Here is a 16,229-nt window from a genome sequence, read left to right on the forward strand (position 1 = left end):
ACTTTAGCTCTATTTGCATCTCATCAACCTAAGTTTAGAACAATAGATTATTAAATAGACCGAATTATAAAATTATACCGATGATGTTTTTGAGAAGATTATCCCTTTTGATGTTGCTGGCTGTAAACCTGCCATGCCTGGCATCAGCTAATCGTACCAAAACCGATAGCCTGACCCGGGTGATGGAGAAGGTGTACAACTGGCAATGGAACAACCTGGAAACCAACGGCTGGAAACGCAGAAAAACCGATTGGACCTACGGCGTTATGTATGCCGGTATGATGGATTGGGCGCGTTTCTCTCCCGATAAAACCTATCTGAACAACCTGGTATCGGTAGGCAACAGTATTGACTGGCGCATTGGTCCGGAGCGTTCTTTTGCTGATGATTACTGCATCGGTCAAACTTATGCCGAGTTATCGGCCATCAATAAAGATCCAAGATACATTCAGGATTTCCGTAAGATGGCAGACAGCCTGGTGCAGGCAGACCATAGCGAATCACTGCTGTGGGTAAAAAACATCCACACCCGCGAGTGGGCCTGGTGCGATGCCCTGTTTATGGGCCCTGCTGCCTTAGGACAATTGTCTAAAGCTACTGGCGACAAGCGCTACCGTGATCTGGCCGTTTCGCTGTGGTGGAAGACCACTAACTATCTGTATGACAAAAACGAAAGACTGTTTTATCGCGATAGCCGCTATTTTGATAAACAAGAGAAAAACGGCACCAAAGTATTCTGGAGCCGCGGCAACGGCTGGGTACTGGCCGGCTTAGTTAGACTACTGGAAACCATACCGTCAAACGATAAAGCACGCAAGCCGTTGATAAAACTTTATCAGCAAATGGCTGGCAGAGTTGCTGCCTTGCAGCAGGCTGATGGAACCTGGCACGCCAGCTTGCTCGATCCGCAGAGTTATCCAAATAAAGAAACCAGCGGTACCGGTCTGTTCTGCTTTGCTTTGGCTTATGGTATTAACCATCACCTGCTGCCGTCAAAACAATACCTGCCGGTGGTTAACAAGGCTTGGGCTGCGTTGGTATCTTCGGTACATCCTGATGGCAAACTGGGTTATGTACAGCCGGTAGGCGCATCGCCTGATAAGGTGACTTATGACGATACGGATGTTTACGGTCCGGGCGCCTTTTTAATGGCGGGCGTACAAATGGCCGCATTGCAGAAATAATAAACTGATTTGAACTTATAAACGGGAAGAACTCATGTCTGAGCGCAAAATAACCATCAAAGATATTGCTGAGAAAGCAAAGGTCTCAACCGGTACGGTAGATCGTGTCATCCATAAGCGTGGCCGCGTATCGCCTGATGTAGAGGAGCGTGTGCTTAAGATCCTTCAAAAGATGGATTATGAGCCCAACTTTATTGCCCGCGCGCTGGGATCTAAAAAGCAGGTGGCCGTTGCGGCCCTTGTCCCCGATGGTCAGTATGACGTGTATTGGACAGATCCGTTTGAAGGCATAAAACGTGCCGAGCGCGATCTGAAGCAGTATGGTGTTAACGTTAAGTTCTTTTTGTTTAATCAATTTGATGCGGCTTCATTTGTGCAGCAGGCAAAATTATTGACAGATAGCGAGCCGGATGGCATCATTGTATCACCGGTTTTCTACCGCGAGGTGATGCCTTTCTTTAAGATCTGGAAAGACCGGAAAATCCCGTTTGTACTGTTTAATACCCAGATCTCTGATATCTATCCGCTGTGCTACGTAGGGCAGGACTCGTACCAAAGCGGTATGCTGGCCGCCCGACTGGTACACACCAGTATGCCTGAAGCAGGTGCGGTGCTGATAGTGCACTTTGACGAGGATATTTCTAACGCCTTCCACTTGAAACAAAAAGAAAGCGGCTTTAGAAACTACTTTGTGCAGAATCAGCTGGACGATTACCGCCTGATGAAGGAAGACATGAATGGCGAGGATTACTCATTGTTCAAAGCACAGATGGATAAGATCATCGATCATAATCCTTTCCTCAAATTCATTTACGTAACCACGTCTAAGGCCTATAAGATTGCCACCTATTTGAAAGAGCGCCGTATAAACGACATCAAAATAATAGGGTATGACCTGGTGCCGCAGAACATCAAGTTTCTGCAAAGCGGGGGGATTACTTTCCTCATCAATCAGAACGCAAAAGGGCAGGGGTTCTGGAGCCTGCAGCTGATTTCAGAACACCTGGTGCTGAAAAAAGATATCCCAATGATGAAGTACCTGCCGCTGGATATTATTGTGAAAGAAAACGTCAATTATTTCACCGGAGAGGATACCGATTTTACAGATATGAGTTAAGCCAAAAAAGATTAGTAATCGATTTAAAAGATGAATTTGCGTGTCCGCACACGCATTTGTGATGTACTTATAATCAATAACATAATGCAACTGCACATCAATAAGATAAAAACGTTTTTAACCAGCCTGCTTGCCCTGCTGATGCTGGCCGGCGTGGCTCATGCTCAATCTGCCAAAAGCATCTATAAAAAAGGCTGGATTGACCTGAATAAAAATGGGAAGAAAGACGTTTACGAAGATCCGTCACGCAGCATCAATGAGCGCGTGGCCGACCTGATCTCGCAGATGACGCTGGAAGAGAAAACCTGCCAGATGGCTACGCTCTATGGCTGGAAACGCATCTTAAAAGACTCATTACCCACACCCGCCTGGAAAAACGAAATATGGAAAGACGGCATTGCCAATATTGATGAGCACCTGAACGGCTTTATTGGCTGGGGTAAAACATCAAACTCCATATTGGTTACCAACCTGGAAAAACACGTTTGGGCCATGAATGAGACCCAGCGCTTCTTTATTGAACAAACCCGTTTGGGTATCCCTGCCGATTTTACCAACGAGGGCATCCGCGGGGTAGAGGCCTATGAGGCTACCGCTTTCCCAACCCAACTTAACATGGGCATGACCTGGGACAAAGATTTGGTTTATCAGGAAGGATTAATTACCGGCAAAGAGGCACGGGCGTTGGGGTATACTAACGTATATGCGCCCATCCTCGATGTTGCGCGCGACCAGCGTTGGGGACGTCTGGAAGAATCGTACGGTGAAGATCCTTACCTGGTGGCCCGGCTGGGCGTAGCCATGGCTACCGGCATGCAAGATCATAACCAAATTGCATCAACCGTAAAACACTTTGCCGTTTACAGTGCCAACAAAGGCGCCCGCGAAGGCCTGGCCCGCACTGACCCACAGGTAGCGCCGCGAGAGGTAGAGAATGTTTTGCTTTATCCCTTCAAACATGTGTTTAAAGAAGCCGCTCCGCTGGGGGTAATGAGTTCTTATAACGATTATGACGGCGTGCCCATCTCTGGCAGCGATTACTGGCTGATTAAACGCCTGCGCCAGGAAATGGGCTTTGCCGGCTACGTGGTAAGCGACAGCGACGCGCTGGAATACCTGTACAACAAACACCACGTTGCCGCCAGCCTGAAAGAAGCCGTTTACCAGGCATTTATGGCCGGTATGAACGTACGGACAACCTTCCGTGCGCCTGATAGCATTATTGTTTACCTGCGCCAATTGGTGCGCGAGAACCGCATCCCGATGGATACCATTAACAGTAGGGTTAAAGATGTGCTGCGAGTAAAATTTAAAGTGGGCATGTTTGATCATCCCTATGTAGAGAGTGCCGCTGCAAGCCGCAAATTGGTAAACAGCGCAGCCAATCAGGCGGTAGCTTTACGGGCATCGCTGGAAAGTATTGTATTGCTGAAAAACAAGGGCGATATCCTGCCTTTGGCTAAAACACTTAATCGCGTGGCGGTTATCGGTCCCAATGCTACTAATGATAGCTATGCGCACACCCATTACGGTCCGTTGATGTCGCCAAGTGTAAATGTGCTGCAAGGCATTCAAAATAAATTGGGCGCAGCCAAAGTAAGCTACGCCAAAGGTGCCGATTTGGTAGATAAAACCTGGCCCGAAAGCGAGATATTGCCGCAACCGATGGATGCACAAGAGCAGGCCATGGTTGATTCTGCCGTGCAGGCCGCCCGTGCTGCCGATGTGGCTGTGGTGGTATTGGGTGGCAATACCCGTACCGCAGGCGAGAACAAAAGCCGTATCAGTTTGGATCTGCCGGGGCATCAGCTTGATCTCATCAAGGCTGTAAAAGCTACCGGCAAACCCGTCGTTGTGGTGCTCATCGGCTCGCAACCGATGACCATCAACTGGATTGATAAATATGTAGATGGCATTATCTATGCCGGTTACCCGGGCGTAAAAGGCGGCACTGCCATTGCCGATGTGCTGTTTGGCGATTATAACCCGGGCGGTAAGCTCACACTCACTTTCCCTAAATCAGTTGGGCAGCTGCCGTTAAATTTCCCAACAAAACCTAACGCCCAGACCGACGAAGGTGAGGAAGCCAAAGCCAAAGGCCTGCTGTATCCGTTCGGCTTTGGTTTGAGTTATACCAGCTTTGTTTATAGCGATCTGAGTGTAGCACCTGTAGCGCAGGGCAGTAAAGACGATATCCGGGTATCGGTTGATATAACCAACACCGGCAAAGTGGCCGGCGATGAAGTGGTACAGATCTATATCCGCGATGTTTTAAGCTCAGTAACTACCTATGAAAAACTTTTAAAAGGATTTGAGCGCGTGCACTTGGCAGCAGGCGAGAAACGCACGCTGCACTTCAGCATCCCACAAGAGGAATTGAAGCTATACAACCGCAGCATGGCCTTTGTACTGGAGCCGGGCGAGTTTAAAGTGATGGCTGGTTCGTCATCGGCAGATATCAGGCAAACGGCTAGCTTTTTTATCAAATAGGTCAATTATAAATTGTTCAACCCTGTCCATAACCTGTCACCCCGGAAGAACTATAGTTTTTTGAATACTTAAGAAAAATATGTCACGATTAAATCTCTTAGAAGAAACCAGGTACGAAAAATTGCCTGTAACCGTATTTGCCAATCAGGTTGAAGCCAGCAAAGCCGTAGCCCGTCGTATAGCCGACGTGATACTGGCCAAACAGCAAAAAGGCGAGCAAGCCGTATTGGGTCTGGCCACCGGCGTTACCCCCATACAGGTTTACCAGGAGCTGGTGCGCCTGCACCGAGAGGAAGGGCTGAGCTTTAAAAACGTAGTCACCTTTAACCTGGATGAGTATTACCCCATGCAGCCCGACGCCGAGCAAAGCTATGTAAGCTTTATGAATGGCCATCTGTTTGATCATGTGGATATCGATAAGGCTAACGTCAATATTCCCGACGGTGCCATTTCAAGGGATAAGGTAGAGGCCTATTGTTTGGCTTATGAGCAAAAGATCAACGCTTACAAGGGACTAGATATACAGCTGCTGGGCATCGGTCGTACCGGTCACATTGGTTTCAATGAGCCGGGTTCGGCGCCAAACTCAGGTACACGACTGGTTACGCTGAACGACCTGACCCGCAGTGATGCCGCCCGCGATTTTGGCGGTAAAGAGAATGTACCTACCAAAGCCATCACCATGGGTGTAGGTACTATCTTCAAAGCCCGAGAGATTATCCTGATGGCCTGGAACACTAAAAAGGCCAGCATCATCAAGAAAGCGGTAGAAGGCGAGATTTCTTCGGATGTACCTGCAACCTTCCTGCAACTATCAGACCACGTAGAGTTTATTGTAGACCAGGGCGCCGCCAGCGACTTGACCCGCTTTAATACCCCATGGCTGGTGAAAGACTGCGTTTGGAATACCGAGCTGATCAAGAAAGCGGTGATCTGGTTGGCCAAAACATTGAAAAAGCCAATCCTGAAACTAACCGAAGACGATTATAACAACCACGGCATGGCCCAATTGGCTACGGAACAAGGCCCGGTTTACAACATCAACATTGATATTTTTAACAAGGTACAACATACCATCACCGGCTGGCCGGGTGGCAAACCTGAAGCAGACGATAGTCAGCGTCCGGAGCGTGCGCAGCCGGCAAAAAAACGCTCGATTGTTTTCTCACCACACCCTGACGATGACGTGATCTCGATGGGCGGCACCTTCATTCGCCTGGCAGATCAGGGACACGAGGTGCATGTAGCCTACCAAACATCTGGCAACACCGCTGTGTGGGATGACGATGTGCTGCGCTACGTTGAGTTTAACATTGATTTTGAAAAGAGCCAGGGTCGTGACACCTCGGTGTTGGAAGCCTCCTACAACGAGATGCGTGCCTTCTTCAAAACCAAACAACCTAATCAGACCGATCCTAAAGCAGTGCAAACCATCAAAGGGCTGATCCGCAAAGGCGAAGCTATTGCAGGCGCCCGTTTCGCCGGATTACCGGACGATCGCATCCACTTCCAGGCACTGCCTTTCTACGACAGGCTGAAAACCAGCAAAAAGGTAAGCTTTGAAGACGATATCACCAAAACCATGGAACTATTGCGCGCCATTAAACCGCACCAGGTATTTGCCGCCGGCGATTTTGCCGACCCGCATGGTACCCATAAAGTTTGTTTCGATATCATTCTGCAAGCGCTAACCCGCCTCAAAGCAACCGACGAGTGGGTGAAAGACTGTTGGTTATGGCTGTACCGCGGCGCATGGCACGAGTTTGAGATCCACGAGATTGAGATGGCTGTGCCGCTGTCGCCTGAGGAAGTGTATCGCAAGCGCCTGGCTATTTTCAAGCATCAGTCGCAAAAAGATTTGCCAGTGTTCCCGGGTGATGACGCCCGCGAGTTCTGGGTAAGAGCAGAAGATCGCACCAGCGAAACCGCCCGTGCCTATGACGAACTGGGCCTGGCCAATTACGAGGCCATTGAGGCCTTTAAAAGATGGATATTTTAATTAAATACTAAAGCATCATGACAACTGAAACAACCACAGCACCAGTACCGGTAATTACTACCGCGAAAGAGAAAAGCGGCGTTCCGCCCATTCTCATCATCGGTGTATTGTTCTTCATCTTCGGTTTTGTTACCTGGCTCAATTCGGTACTCATCCCGTACCTCAAAATGGCCTGCGAGTTGAACAACCTGGAATCGTACCTGGTGGCAGGGGCTTTTTACATCTCTTATTTTGTAATGGCCATCCCATCGGGTGCCTTGCTCAAATATACCGGCTTTAAAAAAGGGATGGCGCTGGGCCTGCTGGTAATGGCTGTGGGGGCGCTGGTGTTTATCCCGGCGGCAACCACCAGGATCTACCTGTTGTTTTTGCTGGGGTTGTTTATCCAGGGTACAGGTTTGGCCATTTTGCAAACAGCGGCCAATCCGTACATCACGGTACTTGGTCCGCCAGAGAGTGCGGCCCGCCGTATCAGTATTATGGGCATCTGTAATAAAGTTGCAGGCGCCATAGCCCCGGTAGTACTGGGCGCGGTAACCCTGAAAGGAGCCGATGAGCTGAAAGTACGCCTGCTCACTATGGACGACGTGCAGCGCGCCGCCGCCCTGAATGAGCTTTCGGCCAGGGTAATTATGCCATACATCATCATGATTGTGGTGCTGCTGGCACTGGCGCTGTGGGTGTTCCGCTCACCACTGCCCGAGATTGATACCGAGCACGAGAGCGAAGAACTACTATTAGCCAACAGCAACAAACACAGTGTGTTTCAGTTTCCGCATTTGCTGCTGGGTGTGCTGGCTATGTTCCTGTACGTGGGCGTAGAAGTGATGGCTGGCGATACCATTATCAGCTATGGCGTTTCGCAAGGTATCAGTCTGGCTACGGCCCGCTTCTTTTCTACCATCACGCTTTCCTGCATGATTGTGGGCTACCTGGCGGGCATCATCTGTATCCCGCGCTTTTTTAGTCAGGAGAAGGCGCTGCGCGTTTCGGCATTGTTGGGCGTGGTGTTTGGTCTGCTGGCCGTGTTTACCCATGGCATGGCATCGGTATTGTTTATTGCCTTGATGGGCCTGGCCAACTCGCTGATGTGGCCTGCGCTATGGCCGTTGGCATTGGCAGGTTTGGGCAGGTTCACCAAGATTGGTTCCTCGCTGCTTATTATGGGTATTGCCGGTGGTGCAGTTCTGCCGCTGCTATATGGTGCCCTGGCCGATGCTTATAACACGCAGCATGCTTACCTCATTATGGTACCGGCTTACCTGTTTATCTGGTACTATGCCGTTATCGGCCACAAGATTAAAAGTAAATCCTAAAAGCAATCCCATTTATAAAAAGACTAATAATGACACTTATAAAATCCATATCAGGCATCAGAGGCACCATCGGAGGCAGCGCCGGCAATGGCTTAACCCCTTTTGATATCCTGAAATATACAGCAGCTTTCGGCCAGTGGGCGGTGAGCAAAACCGGTATTAAAACCATCGTGATCGGCAGAGATGCACGCATCTCTGGCCCCATGGTAAGCAGCCTGGTGGTAGGCACGCTGCAAAGCCTGGGCATTGACGTGGTCGATCTTGGCCTGTCAACCACGCCGACGGTAGAAATGGCTGTTCCGGCTGAAAAAGCCGCAGGTGGTATCATCCTTACCGCCAGCCACAACCCTAAAGAATGGAACGCACTGAAGCTGCTTAACCACAAAGGCGAGTTCATCAGCGCGGCAGATGGGGCGGAAGTGCTGGCTTTGGCCGATAGCGGCGAGATCAATTTTGCTGAGGTAGACGATCTGGGTAAAGTAACCGTGGATGATACCTATCTGCAAAAGCACATTGACGCCATACTGGCCCTGCCGCTGGTAGATAAAGCAGCCATCGCGGCAGCAAACTTTAGCGTAGCGGTTGATGCGGTGAACTCCAGCGGTGGTTTTGCAGTGCCTGCCTTGCTTAACGCGTTGGGCGTGCAAACCATATACAAAGTAGCCTGCGAGCCGCATGGCAACTTTGAGCATAACCCAGAGCCGCTGCCCGCGCACTTGGCCGGTCTTTCCGCAGCAGTGACATTGAACTCGGCCCAACTGGGTATTGCGGTAGATCCTGATGTGGACCGCCTGTGTTTTGTATCCGAAGACGGCAGCATGTTTGGCGAAGAGTACACCCTGGTAGCCATTGCCGATTACATCCTGAAACATACGCCGGGCAATACGGTATCCAACCTGTCGTCCACCCGCGCCCTGCGCGATGTTACCCAAAACAGTGGTAATACCTACACCGCGGCAGCGGTAGGCGAGGTGAATGTGATAGAAGCCATGAAAGCCACCAACGCCATCATCGGCGGCGAGGGCAACGGCGGGGTGATCTATCCCGAGCTGCATTACGGTCGTGATGCGCTGGTGGGTATCGCCCTGTTCCTGTCGCATCTGGCGCATGAGCAAAAATCACTGTCGGTGCTAAAAGCTCAGTATCCGGTTTACTTCATGTCGAAAAACAAGATCACGCTGGAGGAGGGTATGGACGTGGGCAGCCTGCTGGATAGCATGAGCGAGAAATACAAAGACACCCCGCAGAACACCATCGATGGCGTAAAGATCGACTTTCAGGATGGCTGGGCACACCTGCGCCGGTCAAACACCGAACCCATTGTAAGGATCTATACCGAGGCCGGCAGCCAGCAAGCGGCAGACCAGCTGGCCGAACAGATGATGAACGAACTGGAAGAACTGGCGGGCATTAAAGCATAAGCACCCATGAACATGAAAAAGAAAATATTGGTTACAGGAGGCATGGGCTATATCGGCTCGCACACGGTGGTGGAGTTGATCAATGCCGGGTATCATCCGGTTATTGTTGATAATCTGTCTAATTCAGATAAAAAAGTACTCACGCAGATTAAGCAGATTACCGGCATATCGCCTGAGTTTTACGAGATCGATCTGTGCGACAAGGTCGCGCTCAACATCTTTATGGAACACCAGCAGGATATAGCAGGTGTAATCCACTTTGCAGCCTTCAAAGCCGTGGGCGAATCGGTAGCGCAGCCTTTGAAGTATTACGATAACAATTTCGGCTCGCTCATTAACGTGCTGCGTTGCTTTGAGGAGCGTAAGGTGGCTTTTGTGTTTTCGTCAAGCTGCACGGTTTACGGTCAGCCGGATGTGCTGCCGGTTACTGAGGAAGCGCCGATTAAAAAAGCAGAATCGCCGTACGGTAATACCAAACAGGTGGCCGAAGAAATATTACAAGACGTAGCCAAAGCGGCAGATAACTACCAAATTGTTTCTCTGCGCTACTTTAATCCGGTTGGGGCCCATGCTTCGGCGTTGATAGGGGAGTTGCCAAGGGGCATCCCTCAAAACCTGGTGCCATTTATCACCCAGAGTGCCATTGGTAAACGTGGTCCACTCACCGTGTTCGGTTCAGACTATGATACGGCCGATGGTACCTGTATCCGCGATTTTATCCACGTGGTTGATCTGGCCAAGGCACACGTGGCGGCCCTGCAATACCTGGAAAACAATAAAGCAGTAAAATACGATGTGTTCAACGTCGGTACCGGCAAGGGCTATACCGTGCTGGAAGCCATTAACGCATTCGATAAGGCTAACGGGCAAAGCTTGGCCTACCAATTGGGCGAGCGCAGAGCGGGCGATATAGAAAAAGTTTGGGGCGAGGTGAGTAAATCTGCCAGTGTATTGAACTGGAAAGCCTCGCTGGAAATTGACGAGATGATGCGATCTGCATGGGCATGGGAACAGCACCTGCAATCGGCAGAATAAAAGACGAGAAAGACACAGACGAAGAAAGATATAGATTATGAAAGCAGCGAATTTAGAGGAGGTTGCGGCCATTGTGGCCAATTTTGAGATAAACGGAGGTTTTAGCGATGCCGTGCCGTTTGGGTCTGGACATATTAATGATACTTACCGGATAACCAACAGCTATGCCGCCTGTCCAGATTATGTGTTGCAGCGTGTTAACCACGAGATATTTAAAAATGTACCGGCGCTGATTGATAACATCAGCTACGTAACAGATCATCTCAGAAACAAGTTCAGCACGCTGATGGGCAGCGCTAATGTAGGCGACCGCGCCCTGACGCTCATCCCCGCCAAAAGCGGTCAATATTACTATCAGGATGCCAAGGGCCAATACTGGCGACTGTACCTGTTCTTACCAGATACCCGTAGCTATGACGTGGTAACAACCACACAACAGGCCCTTGAAGGCGGCAAAGCCCTGGGCCAGTTCCAGAATTACCTGGCCGATCTGGATGTAAGCAAGCTGAGCGTGGTACTGCCTGACTTTCATAACATCAACTTCAGACTGAAACAATTTGCAGAAGCGATCCAAAACAACGCCGCTGGCCGTTTGGACGAGGTAGCCGCCGAGGTGGCCTTCGTCCGCGCACGGGAGCATGGCATGGGCGAAATTGAGCGTCTGGGTGATGCAGGCAAATTGCCGCTGCGCGTAACCCATAACGATACCAAGTTCAACAACATTCTGTTTGATGCCAATGATCGCGCCCAATGCATCATCGATCTGGATACTATTATGCCCGGCTATATGGCTTTTGATTTTGGCGATGCCGTGCGCACGCTGATCAACACCGCACCCGAGGATGAGCCCGATCTGGACAAGATTCAGCTGAACATCCCGGTGTTTAAAGCCTTTGCGCAGGGGTTCCTTGGTCAAACGGCATCGTACATGAGCACTACCGAGTTGCGCTCATTAACCCTTGGCATCACACTGCTGCCATTCATCATGGGTTTGCGCTTTTTAACCGACTACATTAACGGGGATACTTATTATAAAACGGCGTTCCCTGCACATAACCTGCAACGTGCACGTGCGCAGTTTAATTTGGTGGAGAAACTGGAGAAGGCTCATCATCAGTTATACGCCATTGTGATGCACGCGGCCGAAGTGGGCATGAGCCATACACACGCCAAAAGCAATGAGTTTGAAGGTTGATAAACTTTAATTATAACCAATTATGAAGAAGATAACTTTATGGGGTTTAGTGTTATTGGCCGCTGGTGTTGCTGCCTTTACCGTTCCGCGTCACAAAAAAGTGATTCCGCCTAAACGCCCTAATCTGCTAATTATCCTGGTAGATCAATACCGGGGACAAGCCTTAGGCATTGAGCATAAAGAGCAGGTGATGACACCTAATCTGGACTCGCTGGCCCGCAACGGTTACCTGGGCGAGCAAATGATTACCAATTACCCGGTGTGCTCGCCATCCAGAGCCATGATGATGTCGGGTCTGTATCCGCTGAAAAACAAAGTATGCGGCAACGTAAATTCAAACACCGCGCCTTATGGCGTGGAGCTACCGGCAGATACCCGCTGCTGGTCTGACGTGCTGAAGGATAATGGCTATTATAACGGCTACATTGGCAAATGGCACCTGGACTCGCCGCATGAGCCCTATATCCCTACAAGTAATAACACCCAAGCACTGGCCTGGAATGAGTGGACATCGCCAGACCGCCGTCACGGTTTTGATTACTGGTATGCTTATGGCACTTATGATATGCACATGCACCCCATGTATTGGGATACTAAGGCCGGTCGTGATGGTTTCCATTATGTAGATGAATGGGGCCCGCAGCATGAGGCCGATAAAGCCATTGAATTTTTGGGCGATGTGAAAAAGAAGAACACGCCTTTCTCGCTGGTGGTATCGATGAATCCGCCGCACTCGCCTTATACCGAAGTGCCGCAGCGCTATGTTGACCTTTATAAAAATGTTCCGCTGGCAGATTTGCTGAAAGATCCAAACATCCCTGCGGAGAACACCCCGATGGGACAGGAATACAGAAAAAGCGTTAAGTATTATTATGCCTGTATTGCCGGCGTTGATGACCAGGTGGGGCGCATTGTACATTATCTAAAGGAGCAAAAACTGGACGATAATACCCTGGTGATGTTCATTGCCGACCATGGCAACTGCCTGGGCAAGCATGACGAGATCAGCAAAAACAATATCTACGAAGAGTCGCTGCGCATTCCGCTCATCTTTTACTGGAAAGGGCATATCCGTACCCAGCGCGATACTTCATTGTTAATGAGCATGGCCGACGTTTATCCAACGCTGCTTGACCTGCTGGGCCTCAAATCAAAAACACCGGCCGGATTGGAAGGCCACAGTTTTGCCGCTAACGTGCTGAAAGGCCAGGGCATGCAAAGCCAGTATCAATATTTCCTGGGCGCTGTTAACCCGCCAAACATGAAATCGGGTTTCCGTGGCATTCGCACTAAGCAGTACAAATTGGCTTACGTTAATCAAAAAGGCAAGGTGGAAGGTTTCCTTTTTGATCTGCAGAAAGATCCTTTCGAACTCAATAATCTTTATAACGACGAGGATGCTACCGTGCAAAAGCTGAAACCGGTTTTGGTGAGCTGGTTAAACAAAACCAATGACCCGTTTAGCATCAAAATACAGCACTAATAGTATCGGGTAAGATACCCAAAAACAACAGGACGATGAACAATCCCAATAATCTCATTATTCCATTTATATCCTATCCCCAGGGGGGTGATATGCTTACCGTAGTTGGTGCCCGGTTAGATAGATTTGGCAAGCACGCTATCTCGCACGCGCTGTGGCTGGATGTGCCGCACAAACCAACGGCCCGCTTTGCTATGGCGCATGGGCGCGATATGATTTTTCTAAAATACTACGTCAGCGAGCAGCACATTGCGGCCGTTTATCGGAATACCAATGACCCTGTTTATAAAGACACTTGTGTAGAACTTTTTATTGGTTTTGAGAACGATCTGAACTATTATAACCTGGAGTTTAACTGCGCCGGTACCGTGCTGGGCGAGTACGGCTGCGGCAAGGCCGACCGGAAGCTGCTTGATCGTAATTTGTTGGGGCTGATCCGCACGGAGGCAGCGGTGAGGTTTAATCAGACTAATCAATTATTTGAGTGGGAATTGACCATTGCTATTCCAACCGCGGTGTTTGAGTTTCATCAGTTTGATGATTTTGCGGGGAAGGCCTGTCGCCTCAACTTCTTTAAATGCGGCGATGACCTGCCCGAGCCGCATTACCTGGCCTGGAACCCTATTCATACGGTAGCGCCAGACTTCCATCGACCTGAGTTTTTCGGGGCTGGCTTGTTTGAACGTTTTGAAATGCTGGTTGAATTATAAGAAACCTAAAGAGAAGAATCGATGCCAAACCAAACTATAACATACCAAAAAAATCAGCTGCAATCAGGCTGCTTGTATCGCGCCAGCAAAAGCTTTTTGTTGTTGATCTGCCTGTTTGCTTGTGCAACGGGTGCCCATGCACAGGAGCAATTTATAGACAGCATTAAAGCCCGCATTTACCGCGACCTGCAGAGCGAAGATCGTTCTGAAAAGCTGGATGAAGCGGTAACCAGCACACGCAAACTGCTAACCAATAGTGATAGCTGTTGGTCTGATATGCATTATGAAGCTGCAGATCCGGCGCATCTGGAGCGTGTGTTGTCATACACCAAGGCCTATACCAATAAACAGAGCCGTTATTATCATAACGATTGGGTTTACAATTGCATTGTTAAAACTCTCTCATACTGGTATAAAACCAAGCGCGTGCACTGGAACTGGTATAGCAATGTGATAGGCGCACCCATCAATACCGGCCAAACCTTGATACTGATGGATGGTGAGCAGAAGGACCTGCCGCCGGCCCTGAAAAAACGCCTGCTGGCTGCGATGGATTTTGATGGAGCGGCCGACCCGCGTTGCAAGGGCGGTGCTAACCAAACCGACGTTGCCCTGCATTATCTGTATCGCGGCGTGCTTACCAGAAATACTTCGGTAATAGATACCGCTGCGAAGAACAGTGTAGGGCGGATTGCTTATTACAATAACGAAGACGGCATACAAAACGATAACAGCTTTTTTGCCCACGGCCCGCAGGAGGCTATTGCCAGCTACGGCGCTGTTTATGTTTATGACCAATATAATATTGCCTGGTATTTGCATAATACACCTTATGCTTTGAAGGGGAAGGGGCTGGCTATTTTGTCCAGCTATTATTTGAATACTTATTTAAGGTCGATCAGGAACGGATACTTGGATTTTGATGTATTGGGCCGCGGTGTTAGTCGCACGGGGTCTTTACATGCCGGGCACCAGACGCTTTTGGATGAGAAAATACCGCAAACAGATCCGGCGAATAATGATCAATGGAAAAAGGCTAAAACACTGCTGGATAACCGTGCTGCAAAAAATGAGCTGCTCATGCTAAGGCACGCGCACTACTGGAAAGCAGACTATGTGCAGCATACCGGTCCGCTTTATAGTTTTAATGTGCGGATGTCATCCGTGCGCACATTGCGGACCGAGGCTGGTAATAAAGAAAATCTGTTAGGCGGTTTTCTGCCCGATGGCTCAACCAACGTACAGCGCCGGGGTGATGAATATTTTAACATTATGCCCGTTTGGGAGTGGGACAAGATTCCCGGTACCACCGCACCCGACTGCCCGGGCGATTCTGTGGCCCGCATTCCTAAAGAGTGGGGCATCCCGGGTACCAGTAGCTTTGTTGGCGGTGTGAGCGATGGCAAATACGGCGCTACCGCTTATGATATGCAATACCATCATGTGAGTGCTAAAAAAGCCTGGTTCTTTTTTGACAGGGAAGTGGTTTGCCTGGGAGCAGGTATTAAAACCGCCGGAAAAGACGGGCTGATTACCACTATTAATCAATGCTGGTTGAATGGCGCGGTGACTGTTGGTACACCAAAACAAATTATAACCATTAAAAACGGCGAAGAGCGATCTGTAGACCAGGCAAAATGGATCTTGCACGATAGTATTGGTTATTTCCTGCCCGTAGCCCAGCACCTGCAGGTAAGTACCGCTACACAAACATGCTCATGGTCGCGCATAAGGACGGGCAGTGCGGATAAACCAGTGAGCGGATCTGTTTTTAAAGCATGGCTGGAACATAAACAGGCTAATGATAGCTATGCGTACATCGTAGTGCCGGGACTGGCTGATGTAAAGGCCATGCAAGCCTATGACCGGCATCAAATTGAAATTTTAGCCAATACCGAAGCTGCGCAAGCCGTAATGCACCGCGGGTTGGATGTGCTGCAAGTGGTTTTACATAAAGTCGGAAGCGTTCAACTGGGCGATGTGACTGTAAAGGCAGATCAGCCTTGTATTATCATGTTGAGTGGTGTGCATAGCGGCAATGCAAAAGTATACGTAGCCGATCCGCAGCAAACGGCACAGAAAATAACAGTTGACCTGTCTTTGCCCGGACGCAAAACCATCAAACCATTTACAGCAACCATGCCTGCCGGAGTTTTTGCCGGTTCAACGGCAGGGTATGAGCTTGATCATAACGGCATGCATCAGTTGACGGATAACAGAAACGGAATCATTGAATAAAAATTGACATTAACACATAGCCAAATTATAAACCATAACCC

11 protein-coding genes are annotated in these 16,229 nt (G+C 49.5%); all 11 read left to right on the top strand.

Annotated elements, in window-relative coordinates:
- Window positions 1-83 precede the first annotated feature (83 nt).
- Window positions 84-1,184: a glycoside hydrolase family 105 protein gene (locus tag ABZR88_RS08675; RefSeq protein ID WP_245917054.1), complete on the top strand. Its 1,101-nt coding sequence runs from the start codon at window positions 84-86 to the stop codon at window positions 1,182-1,184.
- 34 nt (window positions 1,185-1,218) lie between these two features.
- Window positions 1,219-2,301: a substrate-binding domain-containing protein gene (locus tag ABZR88_RS08680; protein ID WP_107828592.1), complete on the top strand. Its 1,083-nt coding sequence runs from the start codon at window positions 1,219-1,221 to the stop codon at window positions 2,299-2,301.
- 84 nt (window positions 2,302-2,385) lie between these two features.
- The gene (locus tag ABZR88_RS08685) at window positions 2,386-4,791 is read left to right on the top strand and encodes a glycoside hydrolase family 3 N-terminal domain-containing protein (RefSeq protein ID WP_107828593.1); all 2,406 of its coding nucleotides are present in this window, start codon (window positions 2,386-2,388) and stop codon (window positions 4,789-4,791) included.
- A gap of 79 nt (window positions 4,792-4,870) precedes the next feature.
- The gene (gene nagB, locus ABZR88_RS08690) at window positions 4,871-6,790 is read left to right on the top strand and encodes a glucosamine-6-phosphate deaminase (protein ID WP_107828594.1); all 1,920 of its coding nucleotides are present in this window, start codon (window positions 4,871-4,873) and stop codon (window positions 6,788-6,790) included.
- Window positions 6,791-6,807: 17 nt separating this feature from the next.
- Window positions 6,808-8,106 (top strand): sugar MFS transporter, encoded by a 1,299-nt coding sequence (locus ABZR88_RS08695; RefSeq protein WP_107828595.1) that lies wholly within the window; start codon window positions 6,808-6,810, stop codon window positions 8,104-8,106.
- Between the two features lie 29 nt (window positions 8,107-8,135).
- Window positions 8,136-9,527, top strand: a complete 1,392-nt coding sequence (glmM, locus tag ABZR88_RS08700; RefSeq protein ID WP_107828596.1) for a phosphoglucosamine mutase — start codon at window positions 8,136-8,138, stop codon at window positions 9,525-9,527.
- Window positions 9,528-9,539: 12 nt separating this feature from the next.
- Entirely contained in the window at window positions 9,540-10,562 is a 1,023-nt protein-coding gene (gene galE / locus ABZR88_RS08705) for a UDP-glucose 4-epimerase GalE (RefSeq protein ID WP_107828986.1), read from the top strand.
- Window positions 10,563-10,599: 37 nt separating this feature from the next.
- Window positions 10,600-11,757, top strand: coding sequence for a phosphotransferase enzyme family protein (locus tag ABZR88_RS08710; RefSeq protein WP_107828597.1), 1,158 nt, complete (start codon window positions 10,600-10,602; stop codon window positions 11,755-11,757).
- A gap of 22 nt (window positions 11,758-11,779) precedes the next feature.
- Entirely contained in the window at window positions 11,780-13,240 is a 1,461-nt protein-coding gene (locus tag ABZR88_RS08715) for a sulfatase (RefSeq protein WP_107828598.1), read from the top strand.
- 35 nt (window positions 13,241-13,275) lie between these two features.
- The gene (locus ABZR88_RS08720; RefSeq protein WP_107828599.1) at window positions 13,276-13,950 is read left to right on the top strand and encodes a carbohydrate-binding family 9-like protein; all 675 of its coding nucleotides are present in this window, start codon (window positions 13,276-13,278) and stop codon (window positions 13,948-13,950) included.
- A 21-nt stretch (window positions 13,951-13,971) separates the two neighbouring features.
- Window positions 13,972-16,188, top strand: a complete 2,217-nt coding sequence (locus tag ABZR88_RS08725) for a polysaccharide lyase family 8 super-sandwich domain-containing protein (RefSeq protein WP_107828600.1) — start codon at window positions 13,972-13,974, stop codon at window positions 16,186-16,188.
- The last annotated feature ends 41 nt before the right edge of the window (window positions 16,189-16,229 follow it).

The sequence above is a fragment of the Mucilaginibacter yixingensis genome, from assembly GCF_041080815.1.
GTDB lineage: Bacteria > Bacteroidota > Bacteroidia > Sphingobacteriales > Sphingobacteriaceae > Mucilaginibacter > Mucilaginibacter yixingensis.

Coding starts and splice junctions, on each gene's coding strand:
- ABZR88_RS08675 (WP_245917054.1), top strand. CDS start 84: ATGTTTTTGAGAAGATTATCCCTTTTGATGTTGCTGGCTGTAAACCTG.
- ABZR88_RS08680 (WP_107828592.1), top strand. CDS start 1,219: ATGTCTGAGCGCAAAATAACCATCAAAGATATTGCTGAGAAAGCAAAG.
- ABZR88_RS08685 (WP_107828593.1), top strand. CDS start 2,386: ATGCAACTGCACATCAATAAGATAAAAACGTTTTTAACCAGCCTGCTT.
- nagB (WP_107828594.1), top strand. CDS start 4,871: ATGTCACGATTAAATCTCTTAGAAGAAACCAGGTACGAAAAATTGCCT.
- ABZR88_RS08695 (WP_107828595.1), top strand. CDS start 6,808: ATGACAACTGAAACAACCACAGCACCAGTACCGGTAATTACTACCGCG.
- glmM (WP_107828596.1), top strand. CDS start 8,136: ATGACACTTATAAAATCCATATCAGGCATCAGAGGCACCATCGGAGGC.
- galE (WP_107828986.1), top strand. CDS start 9,540: ATGAAAAAGAAAATATTGGTTACAGGAGGCATGGGCTATATCGGCTCG.
- ABZR88_RS08710 (WP_107828597.1), top strand. CDS start 10,600: ATGAAAGCAGCGAATTTAGAGGAGGTTGCGGCCATTGTGGCCAATTTT.
- ABZR88_RS08715 (WP_107828598.1), top strand. CDS start 11,780: ATGAAGAAGATAACTTTATGGGGTTTAGTGTTATTGGCCGCTGGTGTT.
- ABZR88_RS08720 (WP_107828599.1), top strand. CDS start 13,276: ATGAACAATCCCAATAATCTCATTATTCCATTTATATCCTATCCCCAG.
- ABZR88_RS08725 (WP_107828600.1), top strand. CDS start 13,972: ATGCCAAACCAAACTATAACATACCAAAAAAATCAGCTGCAATCAGGC.